The 15661-nt window shown below is 48.5% G+C and carries 13 protein-coding genes; 9 read left to right on the plus strand and 4 right to left on the minus strand.

Going from position 1 to position 15661, the window contains the following annotated elements:
• Positions 1–5 precede the first annotated feature (5 nt).
• From AC3B6P_RS08395 to AC3B6P_RS08415, 5 genes are all read left to right on the plus strand, one after another.
• Entirely contained in the window at positions 6–941 is a 936-nt protein-coding gene (locus AC3B6P_RS08395) for a rod shape-determining protein MreC (protein WP_489805682.1), read from the plus strand.
• Between the two features lie 30 nt (positions 942–971).
• Positions 972–1472 (plus strand): hypothetical protein, encoded by a 501-nt coding sequence (locus AC3B6P_RS08400; RefSeq protein ID WP_489805683.1) that lies wholly within the window; start codon positions 972–974, stop codon positions 1470–1472.
• 76 nt (positions 1473–1548) lie between these two features.
• Positions 1549–3495 carry a penicillin-binding protein 2 gene (gene mrdA, locus AC3B6P_RS08405; protein ID WP_489805684.1) on the plus strand — a complete coding sequence of 649 codons (1947 nt, stop codon included), beginning with the start codon at positions 1549–1551 and terminating at the stop codon, positions 3493–3495.
• A gap of 33 nt (positions 3496–3528) precedes the next feature.
• Complete coding sequence (rodA, locus tag AC3B6P_RS08410; protein WP_489805685.1) at positions 3529–4698, plus strand: rod shape-determining protein RodA; 1170 nt, start codon at positions 3529–3531, stop codon at positions 4696–4698.
• 12 nt (positions 4699–4710) lie between these two features.
• Positions 4711–5364, plus strand: a complete 654-nt coding sequence (locus AC3B6P_RS08415) for a LysE family translocator (protein ID WP_489805686.1) — start codon at positions 4711–4713, stop codon at positions 5362–5364.
• A gap of 44 nt (positions 5365–5408) precedes the next feature.
• Here AC3B6P_RS08415 and glyS read toward each other — a convergent pair whose 3' ends face one another.
• Together glyS and AC3B6P_RS08425 are read right to left on the minus strand one after the other, a co-directional pair.
• Positions 5409–7514 (minus strand): glycine--tRNA ligase subunit beta, encoded by a 2106-nt coding sequence (gene glyS / locus AC3B6P_RS08420; protein ID WP_489805687.1) that lies wholly within the window; start codon positions 7512–7514, stop codon positions 5409–5411.
• The gene (locus tag AC3B6P_RS08425; RefSeq protein ID WP_489805688.1) at positions 7507–8412 is read right to left on the minus strand and encodes a glycine--tRNA ligase subunit alpha; all 906 of its coding nucleotides are present in this window, start codon (positions 8410–8412) and stop codon (positions 7507–7509) included. The genes glyS and AC3B6P_RS08425 overlap by 8 nt, the downstream gene beginning before the upstream one ends.
• A gap of 319 nt (positions 8413–8731) precedes the next feature.
• Here AC3B6P_RS08425 and AC3B6P_RS08430 point away from each other — a divergent pair, with 319 nt between their 5' ends.
• The 3 genes from AC3B6P_RS08430 to aspS all read left to right on the plus strand — a co-directional run bounded on the left by AC3B6P_RS08430 (position 8732) and on the right by aspS (position 13038).
• Positions 8732–9508, plus strand: a complete 777-nt coding sequence (locus AC3B6P_RS08430) for a DUF2076 domain-containing protein (protein WP_489805689.1) — start codon at positions 8732–8734, stop codon at positions 9506–9508.
• 49 nt (positions 9509–9557) lie between these two features.
• On the plus strand, positions 9558–11129 hold the full coding sequence (locus AC3B6P_RS08435) for an FAD-dependent oxidoreductase (RefSeq protein ID WP_489805690.1): 1572 nt from the start codon (positions 9558–9560) through the stop codon (positions 11127–11129).
• A gap of 109 nt (positions 11130–11238) precedes the next feature.
• Positions 11239–13038, plus strand: coding sequence for an aspartate--tRNA ligase (gene aspS, locus AC3B6P_RS08440; protein ID WP_489805691.1), 1800 nt, complete (start codon positions 11239–11241; stop codon positions 13036–13038).
• A 46-nt stretch (positions 13039–13084) separates the two neighbouring features.
• On the opposite strand, the gene xth is transcribed toward aspS, so the two are convergent.
• Both xth and erpA read right to left on the minus strand, forming a co-directional pair.
• Positions 13085–13855, minus strand: a complete 771-nt coding sequence (gene xth / locus AC3B6P_RS08445) for an exodeoxyribonuclease III (protein ID WP_489805692.1) — start codon at positions 13853–13855, stop codon at positions 13085–13087.
• 46 nt (positions 13856–13901) lie between these two features.
• On the minus strand, positions 13902–14240 hold the full coding sequence (gene erpA / locus AC3B6P_RS08450) for an iron-sulfur cluster insertion protein ErpA (protein WP_489805693.1): 339 nt from the start codon (positions 14238–14240) through the stop codon (positions 13902–13904).
• A gap of 151 nt (positions 14241–14391) precedes the next feature.
• Between erpA and AC3B6P_RS08455 the strand changes: the two genes are divergently transcribed.
• Positions 14392–15582, plus strand: a complete 1191-nt coding sequence (locus AC3B6P_RS08455; RefSeq protein WP_489805694.1) for a deoxyguanosinetriphosphate triphosphohydrolase — start codon at positions 14392–14394, stop codon at positions 15580–15582.
• Positions 15583–15661 lie beyond the last annotated feature (79 nt).

Genomic DNA, 15661 nt, shown 5'->3' on the forward strand with positions numbered 1-15661 from the left:
CAAGAATGTTATCCATTCAGGCGAGACAAATATTAGCAGGTTTTATTTTACCCATACTGATCGTAATCTCTGTAGGGATTATATTTATCGGGCATGTGTGCCCGTCTGCTGTTTCTTTTGTTCGCCTGAGTGTCATGGAGGAAATGGCGCCTGTTTATTCGGTCATGGTCTACCCGCAAAAGCAGGTTCAAAACTGGATTTCTGACTTTAAGGGTGTGACACATCTTACGGCAGAAAACAGGCGGCTGCGGCAGGAAAATCACGATCTGCAAACTCAGATTGAGCTTGCAAGGAAGATAGAGACGGAAAATACACGTTTAAAATCTCTGCTGCATTGGGGTGTAGACCTTAAAATCAATTATGTTGCAGGGCAGGCTATACGTGATGAAACAGGGCCGTATCTGAGGGCTGTGCTGCTTGATGTGGGCGGACAACATAATATTCGAACAGGCAGTATTGCTGTTGATTCTCTCGGATTAGTGGGGCGAGTCAGTGAAGTTGGACCGCATATTGTGAGAGTTCTGCTTATTACGGATTCAGCAAGCCGTATTCCTGTGACGATGGTTTCTTCCCAGAGTGATGCCATTATGACAGGTGATAATTCCAGTTTACCCCGTTTACTTTATTATTCACCAGACCACAGGCCAGTTGAGGGTGAGCAGATTGAAACCCATTCCCAGCAGGGATTGCTTGGGGGGGTTGTTGTTGGTCACGTGCATTATAACCAGGCTGGGCGCCCGGTCGTGGTGCCGGTTGCAGATCTTTCCCATCTTTCTTTTCTCAGGGTTTTTGATGGTGGGACACCTTCTGATGCCCCACCTGCTGAAGGCAGGGTAAGAGAGCGCGTACCTATTGAGCCCCTGGCACCTCAGACATCGGAGCCCTCTAGTTGGCAGGGACTAGAAAAATTCTGGCCTTTTCCTCATATAGGCAATGGCTGATATCAGCGTAAGAAAGTAGAAGGAAGGGCAATGATAAGGCGTTTCTGGCGGCAGCTTGTTCCGTCTCTCATTATTATTATCACGGCTATCTTCTTTTCAGCGCCTTTTGCCTTTCCCGGGCAGAGCGAGCTACAGACGGCGCTTATTTTAGGAGAGGTCTGGTTCTGGACGCTTTATAAACCTGCGACACTGCCTTTTCTTTCCGTGTTTGTCTGCGGATTAATCGCAGAAATTTTTCGGACATCTCCTTTTGGTGTTCTGCTTTTATGGATGCTTGTAACAGCGGGTGTCGCTGATAGTTCCCGTCTGAAGCTTTCGCGAGGGGGCTTTTTGCGTTCATGGGGATTTTTTTCGGCTACGATGATTGGAGGCGTCGTGGTGGAGTGGGGGTTCATGTGCCTTAGGGCAGGCAATATCCTTTCCCCTATATTGGCTTTATTCCAATTGGCGCTTTCCGTAGGACTTTATCCCTGTGTCCATGTCTTTTTTCTGGGCATGCTAAAGCTTCCTGGGCGTAATAAAATATTATAAGTCATTTGCAGAATAACTGCTAATTCGCTAAATTGATGTCATCTAAGACCCTTGATGGCCAAGCACTCTATTTTAAATGTTTGTTAACCTTTTCAGACTGCGTCTCAGGGCCAATAAAGAGGCGGGACGCCACCCATCGAGTCGTGGAGACGAGGCTTCGCGTGCTGGGAGAAGTGTGTTCACACGCAGGGCTCTCATGCTTATGGGAGCGCAGGTGGCTGTTGTTGGCGTGCTAGGTGAGCGTCTTTACTCTTTGCAAGTTGTCAAAGGGGATGCGTTAAAGGAAAGGGCTATCCGTAACCGTATCAGCAAAAGGTTACTCGCTCCACCGCGAGGCACAATCTATGATCGTTCAGGCGTGCTTGTGGCCGGGAATCGCTTGAATTGGCGTGCGCTTCTCATGCCTGAGGAAACGACAGATATTCAGGGTGTCATAGATCATTTTTCAACAATTGTGCCCCTTGATGAGCATGACCATGTCCGTATAGAGCATGATCAGAAGCACCTTCAACGCTATGTTCCCCTTATGTTGAAGGAGTTTTTAAGCTGGGATGACATGGCACGCATTGGTCTAAATGCTCCACAACTGCCAGGTGTCATCATCGATGTGGGGACGACGCGGGAATATCCCCATAAAGAGCTTATGGCCCATATTATCGGTTATGTGGCTCCACCTAATGAAAAAGATGTCGAACATGATGGCGCTTTGGCCTTGCCGGGTATGCGTGTTGGACGGGCTGGTCTTGAGCAGACACAGGAGGCATCCCTTAAAGGGGAACCTGGATCAGTTGAGATGGAGGTCAATGCTCCGGGGCGCGTTATTGGTGAGATAGAACGTGTTGAAGGCGTCCCTGGTCATAAGCTCGGTCTGACGATTGACACAGTATTGCAGTCACAGGTTCTTTCACGATTAGGGGACAGGATTGCAAGTTCTGTCGTTATGGATTGCAGGAATGGGGAGATCATGGCTTTAGTCAGTACCCCTTCTTTTGACCCGACATTATTCGATAGTGGTGTCAGCCATAAACAATGGAAAGAGTGGATTGATGACCCTCATACGCCACTCGTTGATAAGGCCGTGGCTGGTGTTTATCCGCCAGGATCTACTTTCAAGCCAGCAGTAGCTCTGGCTGCCTTGTCGTCAGGAAAGGTTTCTCCTACAGAGCGGATTCATTGCCCGGGTTATCTTGATATGGGAGGAGTACGCTTCCATTGCTGGAGCCGTTATGGTCATGGTGCCTTGACCATGCATGAAGGGCTTAAATATTCCTGTGATGTTTATTTTTATCAGGTTGCCCGCCGCTGTGGGATGGAAGAAATAAAGAAGGCTTCAGAAAGTCTTGGTTTAGGAACCAAACTCGGGATTGAGTTGCCACATGTTCAGTCAGGCATTATCCCAACCCCTCAATGGCGCCGCAAGCATGGACATCACTGGAATGGTGGTGACACTGTTAATGCAGGGATTGGGCAGGGTTTTGTGCAGGTAACGCCTCTTGCTCTGGCTACTTATGCATCCAGTCTGGCATTGGGGAAACGTGTTTACCCGCATCTTCTGAAAACGATTGACGATCATGGCCGCTTGGACACAGATCACCTTACGCCTACAGAGCTTCCTTTTACAAAAGAGCAGCTTGATATCGTGCGGGGTGGCATGTTTGCGGTGGTGAATGAACCGCATGGAACAGCGCCGGCAGCACGTCTTGATATCCCGGGTGTCCTGATGGCGGGCAAGACGGGGTCAGCGCAGGTCAAGCGTGTTTCACGGGCGATGCGCGAAAGTGGTCATTTTAATTCCATGAGTTTACCGTGGGAATATCGTCCTCACGCGCTGTTTATCTGTTTTGCTCCTTATGATAACCCGCGCTATGCTGTTTCAGTCGTTGTGGAGCATGGTAATGCAGGGGCTGCGGAAGCAGCACCTCTGGCAAAACAGATCATGACCGATACATTATTGAGAGATCCTGCCAGCCGCTCAACAATGACAAGAGGTGTCGTAGCAAGCGCCGATTCTTTTGATGATTAAGGATCATTATCGCACCTTTTGGAGAATGGTCTTATGATAAACGCAACAATTCCTAAAACGATGAAGCGTTTATTACGTTCAGAGCCTAACTTTCATATTTTTTCGCGTTTTTTGCGTATTAACTGGGTGTTCGTCTTGCTTGTCTGCCTGCTGGCAGCGGTAGGTTATATAGCCCTTTATTCTGCTGGGGGGGGGAACGCCAAACTTTATGCGGAGCCTCAGGCCATAAGATTTGGTTTCGGACTGATTATGATGATCTGTCTTGCCTTTTTTCCTCCTCGTATGCTGCGCTATTTATCGGTGCCGCTTTACGGAATATCTATTATCCTTTTAACGCTGGTCCTGAAAATAGGGCATGTTGGTAAAGGGGCAGAACGCTGGATTAATTTGGCAGGGTTTCAGTTCCAGCCCTCTGAATTTGCTAAAATAGCTTTAGTTTTGATGCTGGCTACATGGTTTCAACGGATAAACCGTCAGGAAATGGGCAATCCATTAAGATTAGTTATTCCTGCCTTATTGACGCTTTTACCCGTCGTTCTTGTGTTGAAAGAGCCGAATCTTGGAACGGCAACCATTATAGGGTTGCTCGGTGCCTCTCTCTTTTTTGCAGCAGGGATGAGGTGGTGGCAGATTATCCTTATTGTTGCGCCTCTGCCTTTTTTAGGGAAATTTGTATATGCACATCTGCATGATTATCAAAAAGCCCGTATAGAAACATTTCTAAATCCTGAACATGACCCTCTGGGTGCAGGATATAATATCATCCAATCGAAAATCGCTCTTGGTTCAGGTGGTATGTGGGGGGAAGGGTACCTGCATGGAAGTCAGGGACAACTCAATTTTCTGCCTGAAAAGCAAACGGATTTTATTTTTACAATGATTGGAGAGGAATGGGGGTATATAGGCGGCATTGTTGTCATAGGGCTTTTAATGCTGATTGTGCTAAGTGGCATGTTTATGGCTTTGCGCTGTCGTAACCGTTTTGGGAAATTATTAGCGCTGGGCATTACAATGGATTTTTTCTTCTATTGTGCCGTAAATCTCTCCATGGTGATGGGAGCTATCCCTGTAGGGGGTGTACCATTGCCCCTGATTTCTTATGGGGGATCTGCTATGTTGACCATGATGTTCGGTTTTGGTCTTCTCCTTTCTTGCTGGGTTCATCGTGATGATCCTGATCCGGAATCAAAACGTTTTTTCTGACTGATTTTTCTTATGCTTCATCATTATGTAATCCCCTTACTTGTTTTTGGGGTTGCCTCGGTTATTTTTGCCATGACACCGGGTCTTGATACGGTCATGGTTTTACGGACTTCTACGAGAGAAGGCCACATAGCGGGGATAGGGGCTGTGATAGGGGTTGGCCTCGGGCTAATGATTTGGGGCAGTGCAGCGGCGCTGGGCCTGTCTGCCTTGATAGCAACTTCCCAGACAGCCTTTTCAATTCTGAAATATCTAGGTGCTGCCTATCTGACATGGCTTGGTGTTCAGGCACTATTCCGGCCAAGGACTGCATTGGATGCAGAGGGGGAAAGCAAGGATGTTACAAATAACCGGAATCTGTTCGGCAGAGGTGTGCGCAGGGGGATTTTATCAAATCTGCTTAATCCCAAAATTGGTATTATTATAATGACGCTATACCCACAATTTATTCCGCCTCATGCTGATGTTGCTCTGTTTACGGTCCTTATGACCATAATTCAGATCATTGTTGCGTCTTTATGGTTGTGTCTGCTTGTATTCCTGACAATTCCACTGGGTAGATTTCTGAAAAGACCAAAGGTTGTTCAATGGTTGGACCGCGTTGCGGGGCTGATTTTTATCGGCTTTGGTATCAAGCTGATAGGTACGCATAATCCGGTAGCTTAAAAATGTTCCCCCTGAGAAATTCTGTCTTTCTCAGGGGGAATTATTCAGCCGTCTATTTTATTAAAATCTGCGATGGAAGAGGCTTCCTTACAGAAAGAAGCCAGGAGTAGAAGTCTGTTTTTGCGCTGCTCAGCTTCTGGGGCATTGACAGTGACTTTATCAAAGAACTGGTCCATGAAGGGGCGTAATTGAGCCAGATGCTTCATCGCACCAGTGAAATCATCCTTCTCAAGGCATGTTTGCAGCATAGGGGCAGACTCAAAAAGGGCTTTTTGTAGAGCATGCTCTTCATCTTGTGTAAAAAGAGTAGGATCGGCCTTGCCCGTATGAGGGCCATCTTTTTTATTTTCAATGCGCAGGATATTGGCCGCTCTGCGGTAAGCAGCGAGCAAGTTCTGGCCATCTTCATGTTCAATCATGTCAGAGAGTGCTTCGACACGATTTAAAAGTCTGACAAGATCACCATCAAGATGCTCCTTAAAGAGCGAATTTCCTTCAAGAGCAGGTGTTACGGCCAGTGTCGCATCAAGAACGTCATGTCGTTTCCCCTCTGTTTTAAGTTGTACTTTAAGCCGTTCAGTGAAAAAGGCCTCAAGTGTTTTTAAAGCACTATCAGATGTCTGCCGGTCAGAAAGGCAGGAAGCTGCCTGAGCGAGTAATAGGCCAAGGTCGAAACGCAGTTGATGATCGCGGATAATACGGATCACTCCAAGGGCGGCTCTCCGCAGGCCATAAGGATCTCCCGAACCTGTTGGCACTTCACCGATCCCATAAAACCCGGCCAGCATGTCCAGACGGTCAGCAAGGGCGACCGCAGCGGAGACTGGCGTTGAAGGCGTATCATCGTCTTGGCCACGGGGTTTATAATGTTCGGAAACTGCGAGAGAAACGGCCTGATCTTCTCCATCATGGGCCGCATAATAGCCCCCCATAATGCCTTGCAGTTCCGGAAATTCTCCAACCATGCCTGTTGTAAGGTCGGTTTTTGCCAGAAGGCCTGCGCGTTCAGCTTGTGCTTTCTCTGTCGAGGAGAGATTCATGGCCTCGGCGATAAGCCCCGCCAGATGGCTTATACGCTTTGCACGTTCTTCTTGTGTGCCTAATTTGGCATGGAAGGTGACGGCTTTGAGGTCATTGACGCGGTCAGATAGTTTCGTCTTGCGATCCAGATCCCAGAAATGACGGGCATCGGCAAAACGGGCGCGCAGAACACGTTCGTTCCCTGCGATACATAAAGCGCCATCATCCTCAAAAGTGCGGTTGGCAACAAAGGCGAAATAGGGTGCAGCCTTGCCTTCATACGTACGTAGGGCAAAATAGCGTTGGTTAATGCGCATTGAAACCTGCATAACCTCAGGAGGAAGGTCCATAAATTGCAGGTCAATCTGGCCTAAGAGCGAAACAGGATATTCAACAAGTCCACTAATTTCTTCCGTCAGGGAGCTATCTTTGGCCAATTCAAGTGATTTCTGTCGGGCCAAGGCATGAACGCCCTCTTCGATAAGGGCACGACGCTGACTATCTTCAACAATGACAAAACGCTTTGCCAATTCCTGACGCCATTGTTCCGAGCCTGTAACGGAAAAGGAATCAGGGGCAAGGAAACGATGGCCTTCAGAGATGTTGCTAGAGTGTAAACCGTGAGCTTCATCTTCTTCACGCTTAAGCGAGAATTCTACAATAGTGCCATCCAGCAGACATGTGATCCGGTGAAGCGGACGGACCCATGAGAAATTTGACTTACGTCCCCAGCGCATGGCTTTCGGCCAGGGGAAATTCCATAAAATATCAGGAAGTGATTCTGCCAGCATGGCAGAGGCGGGCCGTTCGGGAAGTTTCCGCTCTAAAACCCAGAATCCGTCCTGTTTTTTCAAGGTCTCGCGGGTAGCATTATGCTTACGCATGAAACCTTCCAAAGCCTGCTCTGGGGCACTTTCTCGCGGGCCGCGTTCACTCTGCGTGCGCGCTGGCAGGAAAGGATCAAGCGTAAGGGTTAGTGCAATACGGCGTGCGCCATAAGCAGGGTGAAGTTCCCTGGGGTTAAGTTCAGAAAGGGCTTTTGTGACAAGTCGTGCAAGGTCATTGGCGGCACGAGCCTGCATTCCTGCAGGGATTTCTTCGCTCAAAAGTTCAAGAAATAATTCAGCCATGAATATTTGCTCCCTCAGAGCGTTTTTTGTCTTCGGCTTCTTCAGGGGCAAGCCATGCTTCGCAGGCGGCCTTGGCCAAAATACGGACTCGTGCAATATAGGATGCCCGTTCAGAGACGGAGATGACACCTCTGGCATCCAGCAGGTTGAAAAGATGTGAGGCTTTCAGACATTGGTCAAACGCAGGCTGTGCAACACCAGCCTCGGAAAGACGGAGGGACTCTTTTTCACAATCATTGAAATGTGAAAAGAGCATAGCCGTATCAGCTAATTCGAAATTATAGCGGGAATAATCTCTTTCGGCACGGAGAAAGACATCGCCGTATGTAAGGCCTTTGCCATTGAAATCGAGGTCATAGACATTCTCTACACCCTGCACGTACATGGCAAGACGTTCCAGTCCGTAGGTCAGTTCAGTTGAGGGCATGACAGTCGGAATTCCGCCAACCTGCTGGAAATATGTAAATTGCGTGACTTCCATTCCGTCACACCAGACTTCCCAGCCCAGTCCCCAGGCTCCGATAGTCGGGTTTTCCCAATCATCTTCCACAAAGCGGATGTCATGTTTTTCAGGGTCGATACCAATTGCACGATAGCTTTCCAGAAGGAGATTCTGGCTTTCTTGCGGTGTTGGTTTCAGCAGGACCTGATATTGATAATAATGTTGAAGCCGGTTGGGGTTCTCACCATAACGTCCATCAGAGGGACGGCGACATGGTTGCACGTATGCGGCTGCCCAGGGTTTTTTACCTAAAGCACGTAATGTCGTGTAAGGAGAGAGGGTGCCTGCTCCAAGTTCTGTGTCATAAGGTTGCAGGATTGCACATCCTTTTTGAGCCCAGAAAGTGTGAAGGCGCAGGATCAGATCCTGAAAGCAAGGAGGCCGGGTGATAGACAAGTCTGGAGGCTCCGTTCATAAACATAAATAAAAGCAAATTTCCTTCATATTACATGATGGTCAGGCACATCACTAGAGTAGATGAGAAAGTGAGAGCTGATGAAAAGGATTTTATGACAGAAGATTAATCAAAATTATCTTATGATCTTTGCTATTAATTAAAGAGATGATTTTCTGAAATGCCTGTTGGGATAATGCTCTTGCCAGTCGAATGGAAGCGCATCATATCTTCCCTCAGGAATGATGGAGAGACCGTCTTTTGGCTTTCTTTTGCAGCTGAATAGAAAAGGCGGGTGATTGGATATAAGGAGGCACTATTATGAATTCAGAAGAACGGGACCTTATCAGCCGTTTCGTTGCTCGTGTAGGAGCCGGTCAAGGCAATATTGGAGGGCAGAGCGGGCAGGTTGCCCTGGCTCCAATTGACCCGGAAGCTGACCGTTTTATTGAAGAGAATTTCCAGAAATATCCTGAAGCACGCTATCGTATCACGCAGTTGGCTGTCGTGCAGGAAGCGGCTCTGGCTCAGGCCCAGAACCGTATTCGTGAGCTTGAGTTCCAATTACAGCAGGCGCGCAGTCAGGTTGCGCAGAGTCAGCAGCATTCGTCTGGTGGCGGTTTTTTAAGTGGCCTTTTTGGAAATCGTCAGACGCAGCGTCCTCAACCACAGAATAATTATCCACCAGGATGGGGGCCACAAGCAGGCGCACCACAGGGAGCAGCAGGCTTTCAGCAAGGACGGTATGCACCTCCTCAGGGTTATCAGCCTGGAATGTTTCCCCGTTCTGGTTCAGGGTTTCTTGGGTCGGCGCTTTCTACGGCAGCTGGTGTTGCGGGTGGCATGATGGCGGCAAATGCGCTTGAAGGCCTGTTTTCAGGGCATCATGATGCTGCTGGTGCCGCTGGTGTGGGAAGCAGCGATAATACAGGTGCTTTTGGAGCGCCTGCTTCGTCAGATCCATTTGATGGCACGGGTACAGAGGCATCGGGTTTCAGTGATGGTGATTTTTCACAACCAGATGATTCCTCTTTCGGTGGGGATGATGGCGGTTTTGATGATGGGGGCTTTGACGGCGGCGGTTTCGACGATTTCTAGGCCATATTTTTTTGCCTGAGAAGCTTGCCTGAAACAGAGGAAAGACAGGATGACCGACACCAATACCGATACGGACGCCATTGCGGGGCAGACATTCCACGATGTCATTGCTTTGGATGAGCTTGAAGAAGGGAAGATGTACCCGCTTTCAGTAGCAGGTATTTCGGTCGTTCTTGTGCGTGAAGGTGATACGGTCAGGGCCCTGGGTGGTAAATGCCCACATAAGGGGGCCCCTATGGAGCAGGGAGCTTTTTGCCGGACGAAAGCCCATGGCGATGTGTTGGTCTGTCCATGGCATAAGGCGGTGTTTGATAGTGAGACTGGCTCTGTTGTCGAGCCAGTCGCTTTTGCTCCGCTTCCTGTCTATCCTGTTGAAATTATCCAGGGCCGTGTGCTGGTCGGGGCTGTTGCGGAATCTGAGAGAGAACCTGCTCCTGTTAAGGAAAACGAATCAGTATTGATTATTGGCGGAGGTGGGGCCGCGGCAAGCGCGGTTTATACCTTGCGACAAGGGGGCTTTGCAGGAAACATCACCATGGTGTGCGGTGAGAGGAAGCTTCCTTATAACCGTACTGCCCTCAGCAAGACGGTATTGCTGAGTGATCCTGAGAAGATAAGAGTGCCTGTTCTGCTCGATGAGACCTATTATGAAGAGCACAATGTTACGATTATTAATGATTGTGTAACAGGTTTTGACAGTGCAACGCAGGTAGCGACCCTGTCATCAGGTCAGACAGTGCGCGGTGGCCACGTGATTCTGGCTATGGGGGCGAGGCCCAACCTGCTTGATCTGCCGGGAAGCGAACTTGCAGGGGTGAAGCATCTTGGCACACTTGATGATGCCTATTCTATTTCTTCAGAAATAAGACCGGAAGATACTGTCATATTGATTGGGGGAGGATTCATCTGTCTGGAAGTTTCTTCAGCCTTGCGGCAGAAAGGTGTAGGTGTGACCATCATCAGCCCAGAAGCCGTTCCGATGGAGGAGCAATTTGGACGGGAATTAGGTTCCAGGCTTTTGCAGCTTCATGAAGAAAATAGTGTTGCATTCATCCATGACAGTAAAACCGTCAGAATCCTTGGAAAGGAAAAAGTTGAGGGTATAGAGCTTGATGATGGAACGACATTGTCATGCTCGCATGTTATTCCTGCTCTGGGGGGGTATCCTAATACGGATTTAATCAATGACCTTCCCAAAGACGACAAAGGCGCTTTGATTGTTGACGAGGCCATGAGGGTTCGGGGTAATATTTATGCAGCGGGTGATGCCGCCTCTATAAAATGGGGAGAGAAAACATGGAGCTTCCCTCACTGGCGTCATGCCCTTGTCATGGGCAGGATTGCTGCACGTTCTATTTTAGGTCATTCACCTGAAGATGTGCCCACACCGTGGTTCTGGACCCAGCAATTTGGCAAAAAGCTTGAATATCTGGGATGGGGGGAACCCTTTAATCATGTGACAATTGAAGGGGATCTGAGGAGCTTCGAGTTTCTGGCGACATTCAGAAATCAGGGAGCTATTGTAGGGCTTGTCAGTTCTGGTAAAGCTGTTGAAATGGCAGAAGCCGCGGTAAACTACAAAAAATTTATTAATGAAAAGATTGGTGATACGCCAACGTAAATGTCTTTTAGGAGAGAAACTCTTGACAGATGAGGGTTGCCTCGGCTTCCTGCCTTTTTGAGATCGTCTTGAGTTTATAATTTATAGCCGGAGCAATGAGGGTTTATCCATGCATCAATACCGTACTCACACCTGTAATGCCTTGCGTGTGGAGGACGCGGGAAAAACCGCACGGCTTTCTGGCTGGATCCACAGCAAGCGTGACCATGGGGGGCTGCTTTTTATTGATTTGCGTGACCATTATGGCGTGACGCAAATTGTTGTTCCGGCTGGTGGCGAGCTTCTGGCCCAGGCAGAACGCCTTCGTGTAGAAAGCGTTATTACTGTGACGGGTGAGGTCGTCGTGCGCGAAGATGGGCAGCGTAATGCTCACCTTCCGACAGGTGATATTGAGTTACGTGCCCATGAAATTACGGTGCAGTCTCATGCAGATGTCCTACCTTTCCAGGTGGCAGGACAGGAAAATTACCCTGAAGATCTACGTCTGAAATATCGGTATCTTGACCTGCGCCGCGAGAAAATGCAGCGCAATCTTCTCCTGCGGAGCCGTGTGATTTCAAGCATGCGTCGCCGAATGCAGGCTCAGGGATTTGTCGAGTTTCAGACACCGATCCTGACAGCATCTTCTCCAGAGGGTGCACGTGACTTTCTTGTGCCAGCACGTTTACACCCCGGTAAATTCTACGCTTTGCCTCAGGCGCCGCAACAATTTAAACAGCTTGCCATGGTGGCAGGCTTTGAGCGTTATTTCCAGATTGCTCCCTGTTTCCGTGATGAAGCCTCACGTGCTGACCGTAGTCCTGGTGAGTTTTATCAGCTTGATTTCGAAATGTCCTTTGCAACACAAGAGGATGTCTTCGGTGTGTTGGAGCCAGTTCTTGCCGGGCTTTTCGAGGAATTTACCCCTGAGGGATGGAAGATTACGGAAGGGGCTTTCCCGCGTATTCCTTACGCAGATGCCTTAAGAGATTATGGCTCTGATAAGCCTGACCTGCGAAATCCTCTTATCATCAAGGATGTGACTGAGATCTACGAGGGGTCCGGCTTTGGTCTCTTTGCCAAAATTGCAGCATCAGGTGGGCAGGTTAAGGCGATTCCGGCACCTGGAGCAGGCGAGAAACCACGTGCCTTCTTTGATAAACTGAATAACTGGGCGCGTGAGCAGGGTGCTGGTGGCCTTGGCTATGTCATTTTTGAAGAAGATGGTGGCAAAGGTCCGATTGCAAAAAATCTGGAAGCCGACCGTCTGGCAAGATTGCGCGAAGTTTGTGGTTTGAAAGCGGGCGATGCTGTTTTCTTTGCCGCCGGGAAAGGCGATGAAGTTACGAAATTTGCCGGTGTCGTACGGACAAAAATTGCGACAGAGCTTGATTTGATTGAAAAAAATGCCTTCCGTTTCTGCTGGGTGGTTGATTTCCCCATGTTTGAGCGGAATGAAGAAACCGGGCAGGTTGATTTCTCCCATAATCCATTTTCCATGCCTCAGGGAGGGCTGGAAGCGCTTGAAACGCAGGACCCTCTTACAATTAAGGCCTATCAGTATGATATCGTCTGTAACGGTGTGGAATTGTCCTCAGGGGCGATCAGAAACCACCGCCCTGATATTATGCTCAAGGCCTTTGCCATTGCAGGCTATGGGCCAGAGGTTGTTGAAGAGCGCTTTGGCGGTATGTTGAATGCGTTCCGTTATGGAGCGCCACCTCACGGAGGGGCGGCTCCGGGTGTTGACCGTATTGTCATGCTTTTGGCAGATGAGCCTAATATCCGTGAAGTTATTCTTTTCCCACTTAATCAAAGTGGTGAAGACCTCATGATGGAAGCGCCAGCCCCTGTTGAAGCCGCGCGGTTGAAAGAGCTTTCTCTGAAGCTTGATCTGCCAAAACCAAAAAGCTCAGTTTCCCACACTTAAGAGACTGAAACGGAGGCCTCCCTTTCATATTTGAAAGGGAGGTTTTTTATTTGAGGGTAACAAGAAGGGGTACATGATCGGAGGGTTTTTCTTTTCCTCGTTCATTTTTGTCGATTTTTACAGCTTCAAGTTTGTCTGTCAGGGAGGGAGAAAGCAGGGCGTGGTCGATTCTTAAACCGGAATTGCGTTGAAACGCGGCCGCCTGATAGTCCCAGAATGTATAGAGTTTCTCATCCGGGTGGAGTGCGTGCACTGCATCAGTCAGGCCAGACCAGATAAGACGGCGGAAGCCAGCCCGGCTTTCGGGAGCAATGAGTGCATCCCCTTTTGAAAGAGCGCCGGGAGCAAAATCTTCATCTGTCGGACAGACGTTATAATCACCGATAAAAACAAAAGGACATTTTTCCTGTAGGAGTGCCTTGCCTCTGTGATAGAGGGCATCAAGAAAGGATAATTTGGTCCTAAAGCCTTCTTCTCCACCTGAATTTCCGTTTGGAAGGTAAAGATTCCCGATCCTAATATCACTGATTTCAACTTCTAGATAACGTGCAGAAGGATCTTCAAAACCTGGAAGATGCTCAGTGATAAGTTCCATAGGCTGGCGACTGATAAAAGCGACGCCATTATATGATTTTTGCCCTTTTACAACGCAATGAAAGCCGTTTTCTTCAAAAAGAGGCGGAAACTGCCCTGTTTCACACTTGATTTCCTGTAAGGCGAGAATCTGGCATTCAGGATGGCTGTGAAGCCAGTCCAGAACTAGAGAAGACCGCATACGGATAGAGTTGATGTTCCATGAAGCAAAACTGAAGGACATATGAGGCAAAGGCTTTCAGAGATTTTTAAAATGATCAGAGGCGCATTTATGCAAGAGAGAAGCTGCTGCCACACCCGCAGGAGGATGCTGCATTGGGGTTATGAACAACAAAATGGGCTCCCATGAGTTTATCTGTAAAATCAAGTTCAGCGCCTTCTAGGAGAGGTAAACTAGCAGAATCGACAACAACATTTACGCCTTCTGATGTAATGAGCGTGTCGTCCTCTTGGTGGTTTCTGTCCAGTTTGAACTGATATTGGAATCCGTTACATCCCCCGGCATTGACGGCCACGCGGAGCGCTAGCCCTTCTTTATTCTCCTGTGCCTCCATAATCTCAATGATACGGGCACGGGCAGCAGGGGAGATACGGAAAGTCTTTGTCATGAATTTTCTTTCCTGTCGAAACAGGAAACTCTCAATTTTGGAAATGGAAGTCAGTCACTCACGCTTGACTATAAGGCAAGCCGGGTCAAGAATCGACGATAATAATCGTGGTCGTTCCCGATAATAAAAACGGTAGAATGAAAGGTTACTTATGGTTGTGCCTTATGCTGTCCAGCTCCAGAATGCCCGTGGTCGTCTTTATGAGGAAGAAAAATCTCCTGAAACCAGTTCATTTTGTGTCAGGTCTCCCTGGCAGCGCGATCGTGATCGCATTCTTCATTCAACGGGTTTTAGGACGTTGCAATATAAAACGCAGGTTTTTCTTAATCATGAAGGTGATTTCTTCCGTACCCGTTTAACCCATTCTCTAGAAGTCGCTCAGATTGCGCGTTCAGTAGCGCGGAATCTTGATGTTAATGAGGACTTGACCGAGGTGATCGCTCTGGCGCATGACCTCGGTCATACGCCTTTTGGTCATGCAGGAGAGGATGCCCTGTCAGAAGCTATGAAAGGGTGGGGTGGTTTCAGTCATAATGCCCAGTCATTGAGATTGGTCACTGAGGTGGAATCTCGATACCATGATTTCAACGGCCTTAACCTGACATGGGAGACCCTTGAAGGATTGGCCAAACATAATGGCCCGGTTAAGAAACCTTCCGCCTGGCTTGTCGAGTTTGATGAACTCTATCCCCTGGATTTAACTCGCTACCCCTCAGTAGAAGCACAGATTGCAGCTATTTGTGATGATATTGCCTATCACGGACATGACCTTGATGACGGGCTTCGGGCAGGGCTTCTTAGTTTTGAAGACCTTGAAGAAGTGCCATTACTCAAAAGCTGCCTCGAAGAAGCCAGACAGCTGGGCTGGTCTTCTTTTGAGCCATTAGAACGGGATCAGAGATTGCGCCACGAGTTGGTAAGACGTGTGATCAACACCCTGATTCGTGACCTGACAGAGAATAGCCTTGCCCTTTTAAAAGAGCTGGCTCCCCAGAATATTGATGATATCCGAAATGCCAAAGGGAGCGTCATCGCCCTTTCAGCGGAGATGACTCAGAAAAATAAGGAAGTGCGTAAATTTCTTTATGCCAAAATGTATCGTCACTGGCGTGTCATGCGTATGGCGCGCAAGGCAAAACTGGCATTGAGAGAAATCTTCTCCATTCTTAGTGAAGAGCCGCGTCTTTTACCCAGCCCCTGGCGTGAAAAAGCGCTTGCTAAACATGGGGTAGAAGAAGAGGGAGCCTGCCGGCGGGTGATTGCTGATTATATTGCAAGTATGAGTGACAGGAATGCGATGGAGGAACACAAAAGACTCACTGATTTATCCGTTATTGTTTAGGGGGTGATAAAAAATATGACTGCCCTTATAAGAGCCATTATAAAACATTCTTTGTAAAAAGCCTTTAAGCCGAGCGGTC

Source organism: Aristophania sp. ESL1142, assembly GCF_058107345.1.

Coding starts and splice junctions, on each gene's coding strand:
- glyS (WP_489805687.1), bottom strand. CDS start 7,514: ATGGCTGAATTATTTCTTGAACTTTTGAGCGAAGAAATCCCTGCAGGA.
- AC3B6P_RS08395 (WP_489805682.1), top strand. CDS start 6: ATGTTATCCATTCAGGCGAGACAAATATTAGCAGGTTTTATTTTACCC.
- aspS (WP_489805691.1), top strand. CDS start 11,239: ATGCATCAATACCGTACTCACACCTGTAATGCCTTGCGTGTGGAGGAC.
- AC3B6P_RS08430 (WP_489805689.1), top strand. CDS start 8,732: ATGAATTCAGAAGAACGGGACCTTATCAGCCGTTTCGTTGCTCGTGTA.
- rodA (WP_489805685.1), top strand. CDS start 3,529: ATGATAAACGCAACAATTCCTAAAACGATGAAGCGTTTATTACGTTCA.
- AC3B6P_RS08415 (WP_489805686.1), top strand. CDS start 4,711: ATGCTTCATCATTATGTAATCCCCTTACTTGTTTTTGGGGTTGCCTCG.
- AC3B6P_RS08455 (WP_489805694.1), top strand. CDS start 14,392: ATGGTTGTGCCTTATGCTGTCCAGCTCCAGAATGCCCGTGGTCGTCTT.
- erpA (WP_489805693.1), bottom strand. CDS start 14,240: ATGACAAAGACTTTCCGTATCTCCCCTGCTGCCCGTGCCCGTATCATT.
- AC3B6P_RS08435 (WP_489805690.1), top strand. CDS start 9,558: ATGACCGACACCAATACCGATACGGACGCCATTGCGGGGCAGACATTC.
- AC3B6P_RS08400 (WP_489805683.1), top strand. CDS start 972: ATGATAAGGCGTTTCTGGCGGCAGCTTGTTCCGTCTCTCATTATTATT.
- mrdA (WP_489805684.1), top strand. CDS start 1,549: ATGTTTGTTAACCTTTTCAGACTGCGTCTCAGGGCCAATAAAGAGGCG.
- xth (WP_489805692.1), bottom strand. CDS start 13,855: ATGTCCTTCAGTTTTGCTTCATGGAACATCAACTCTATCCGTATGCGG.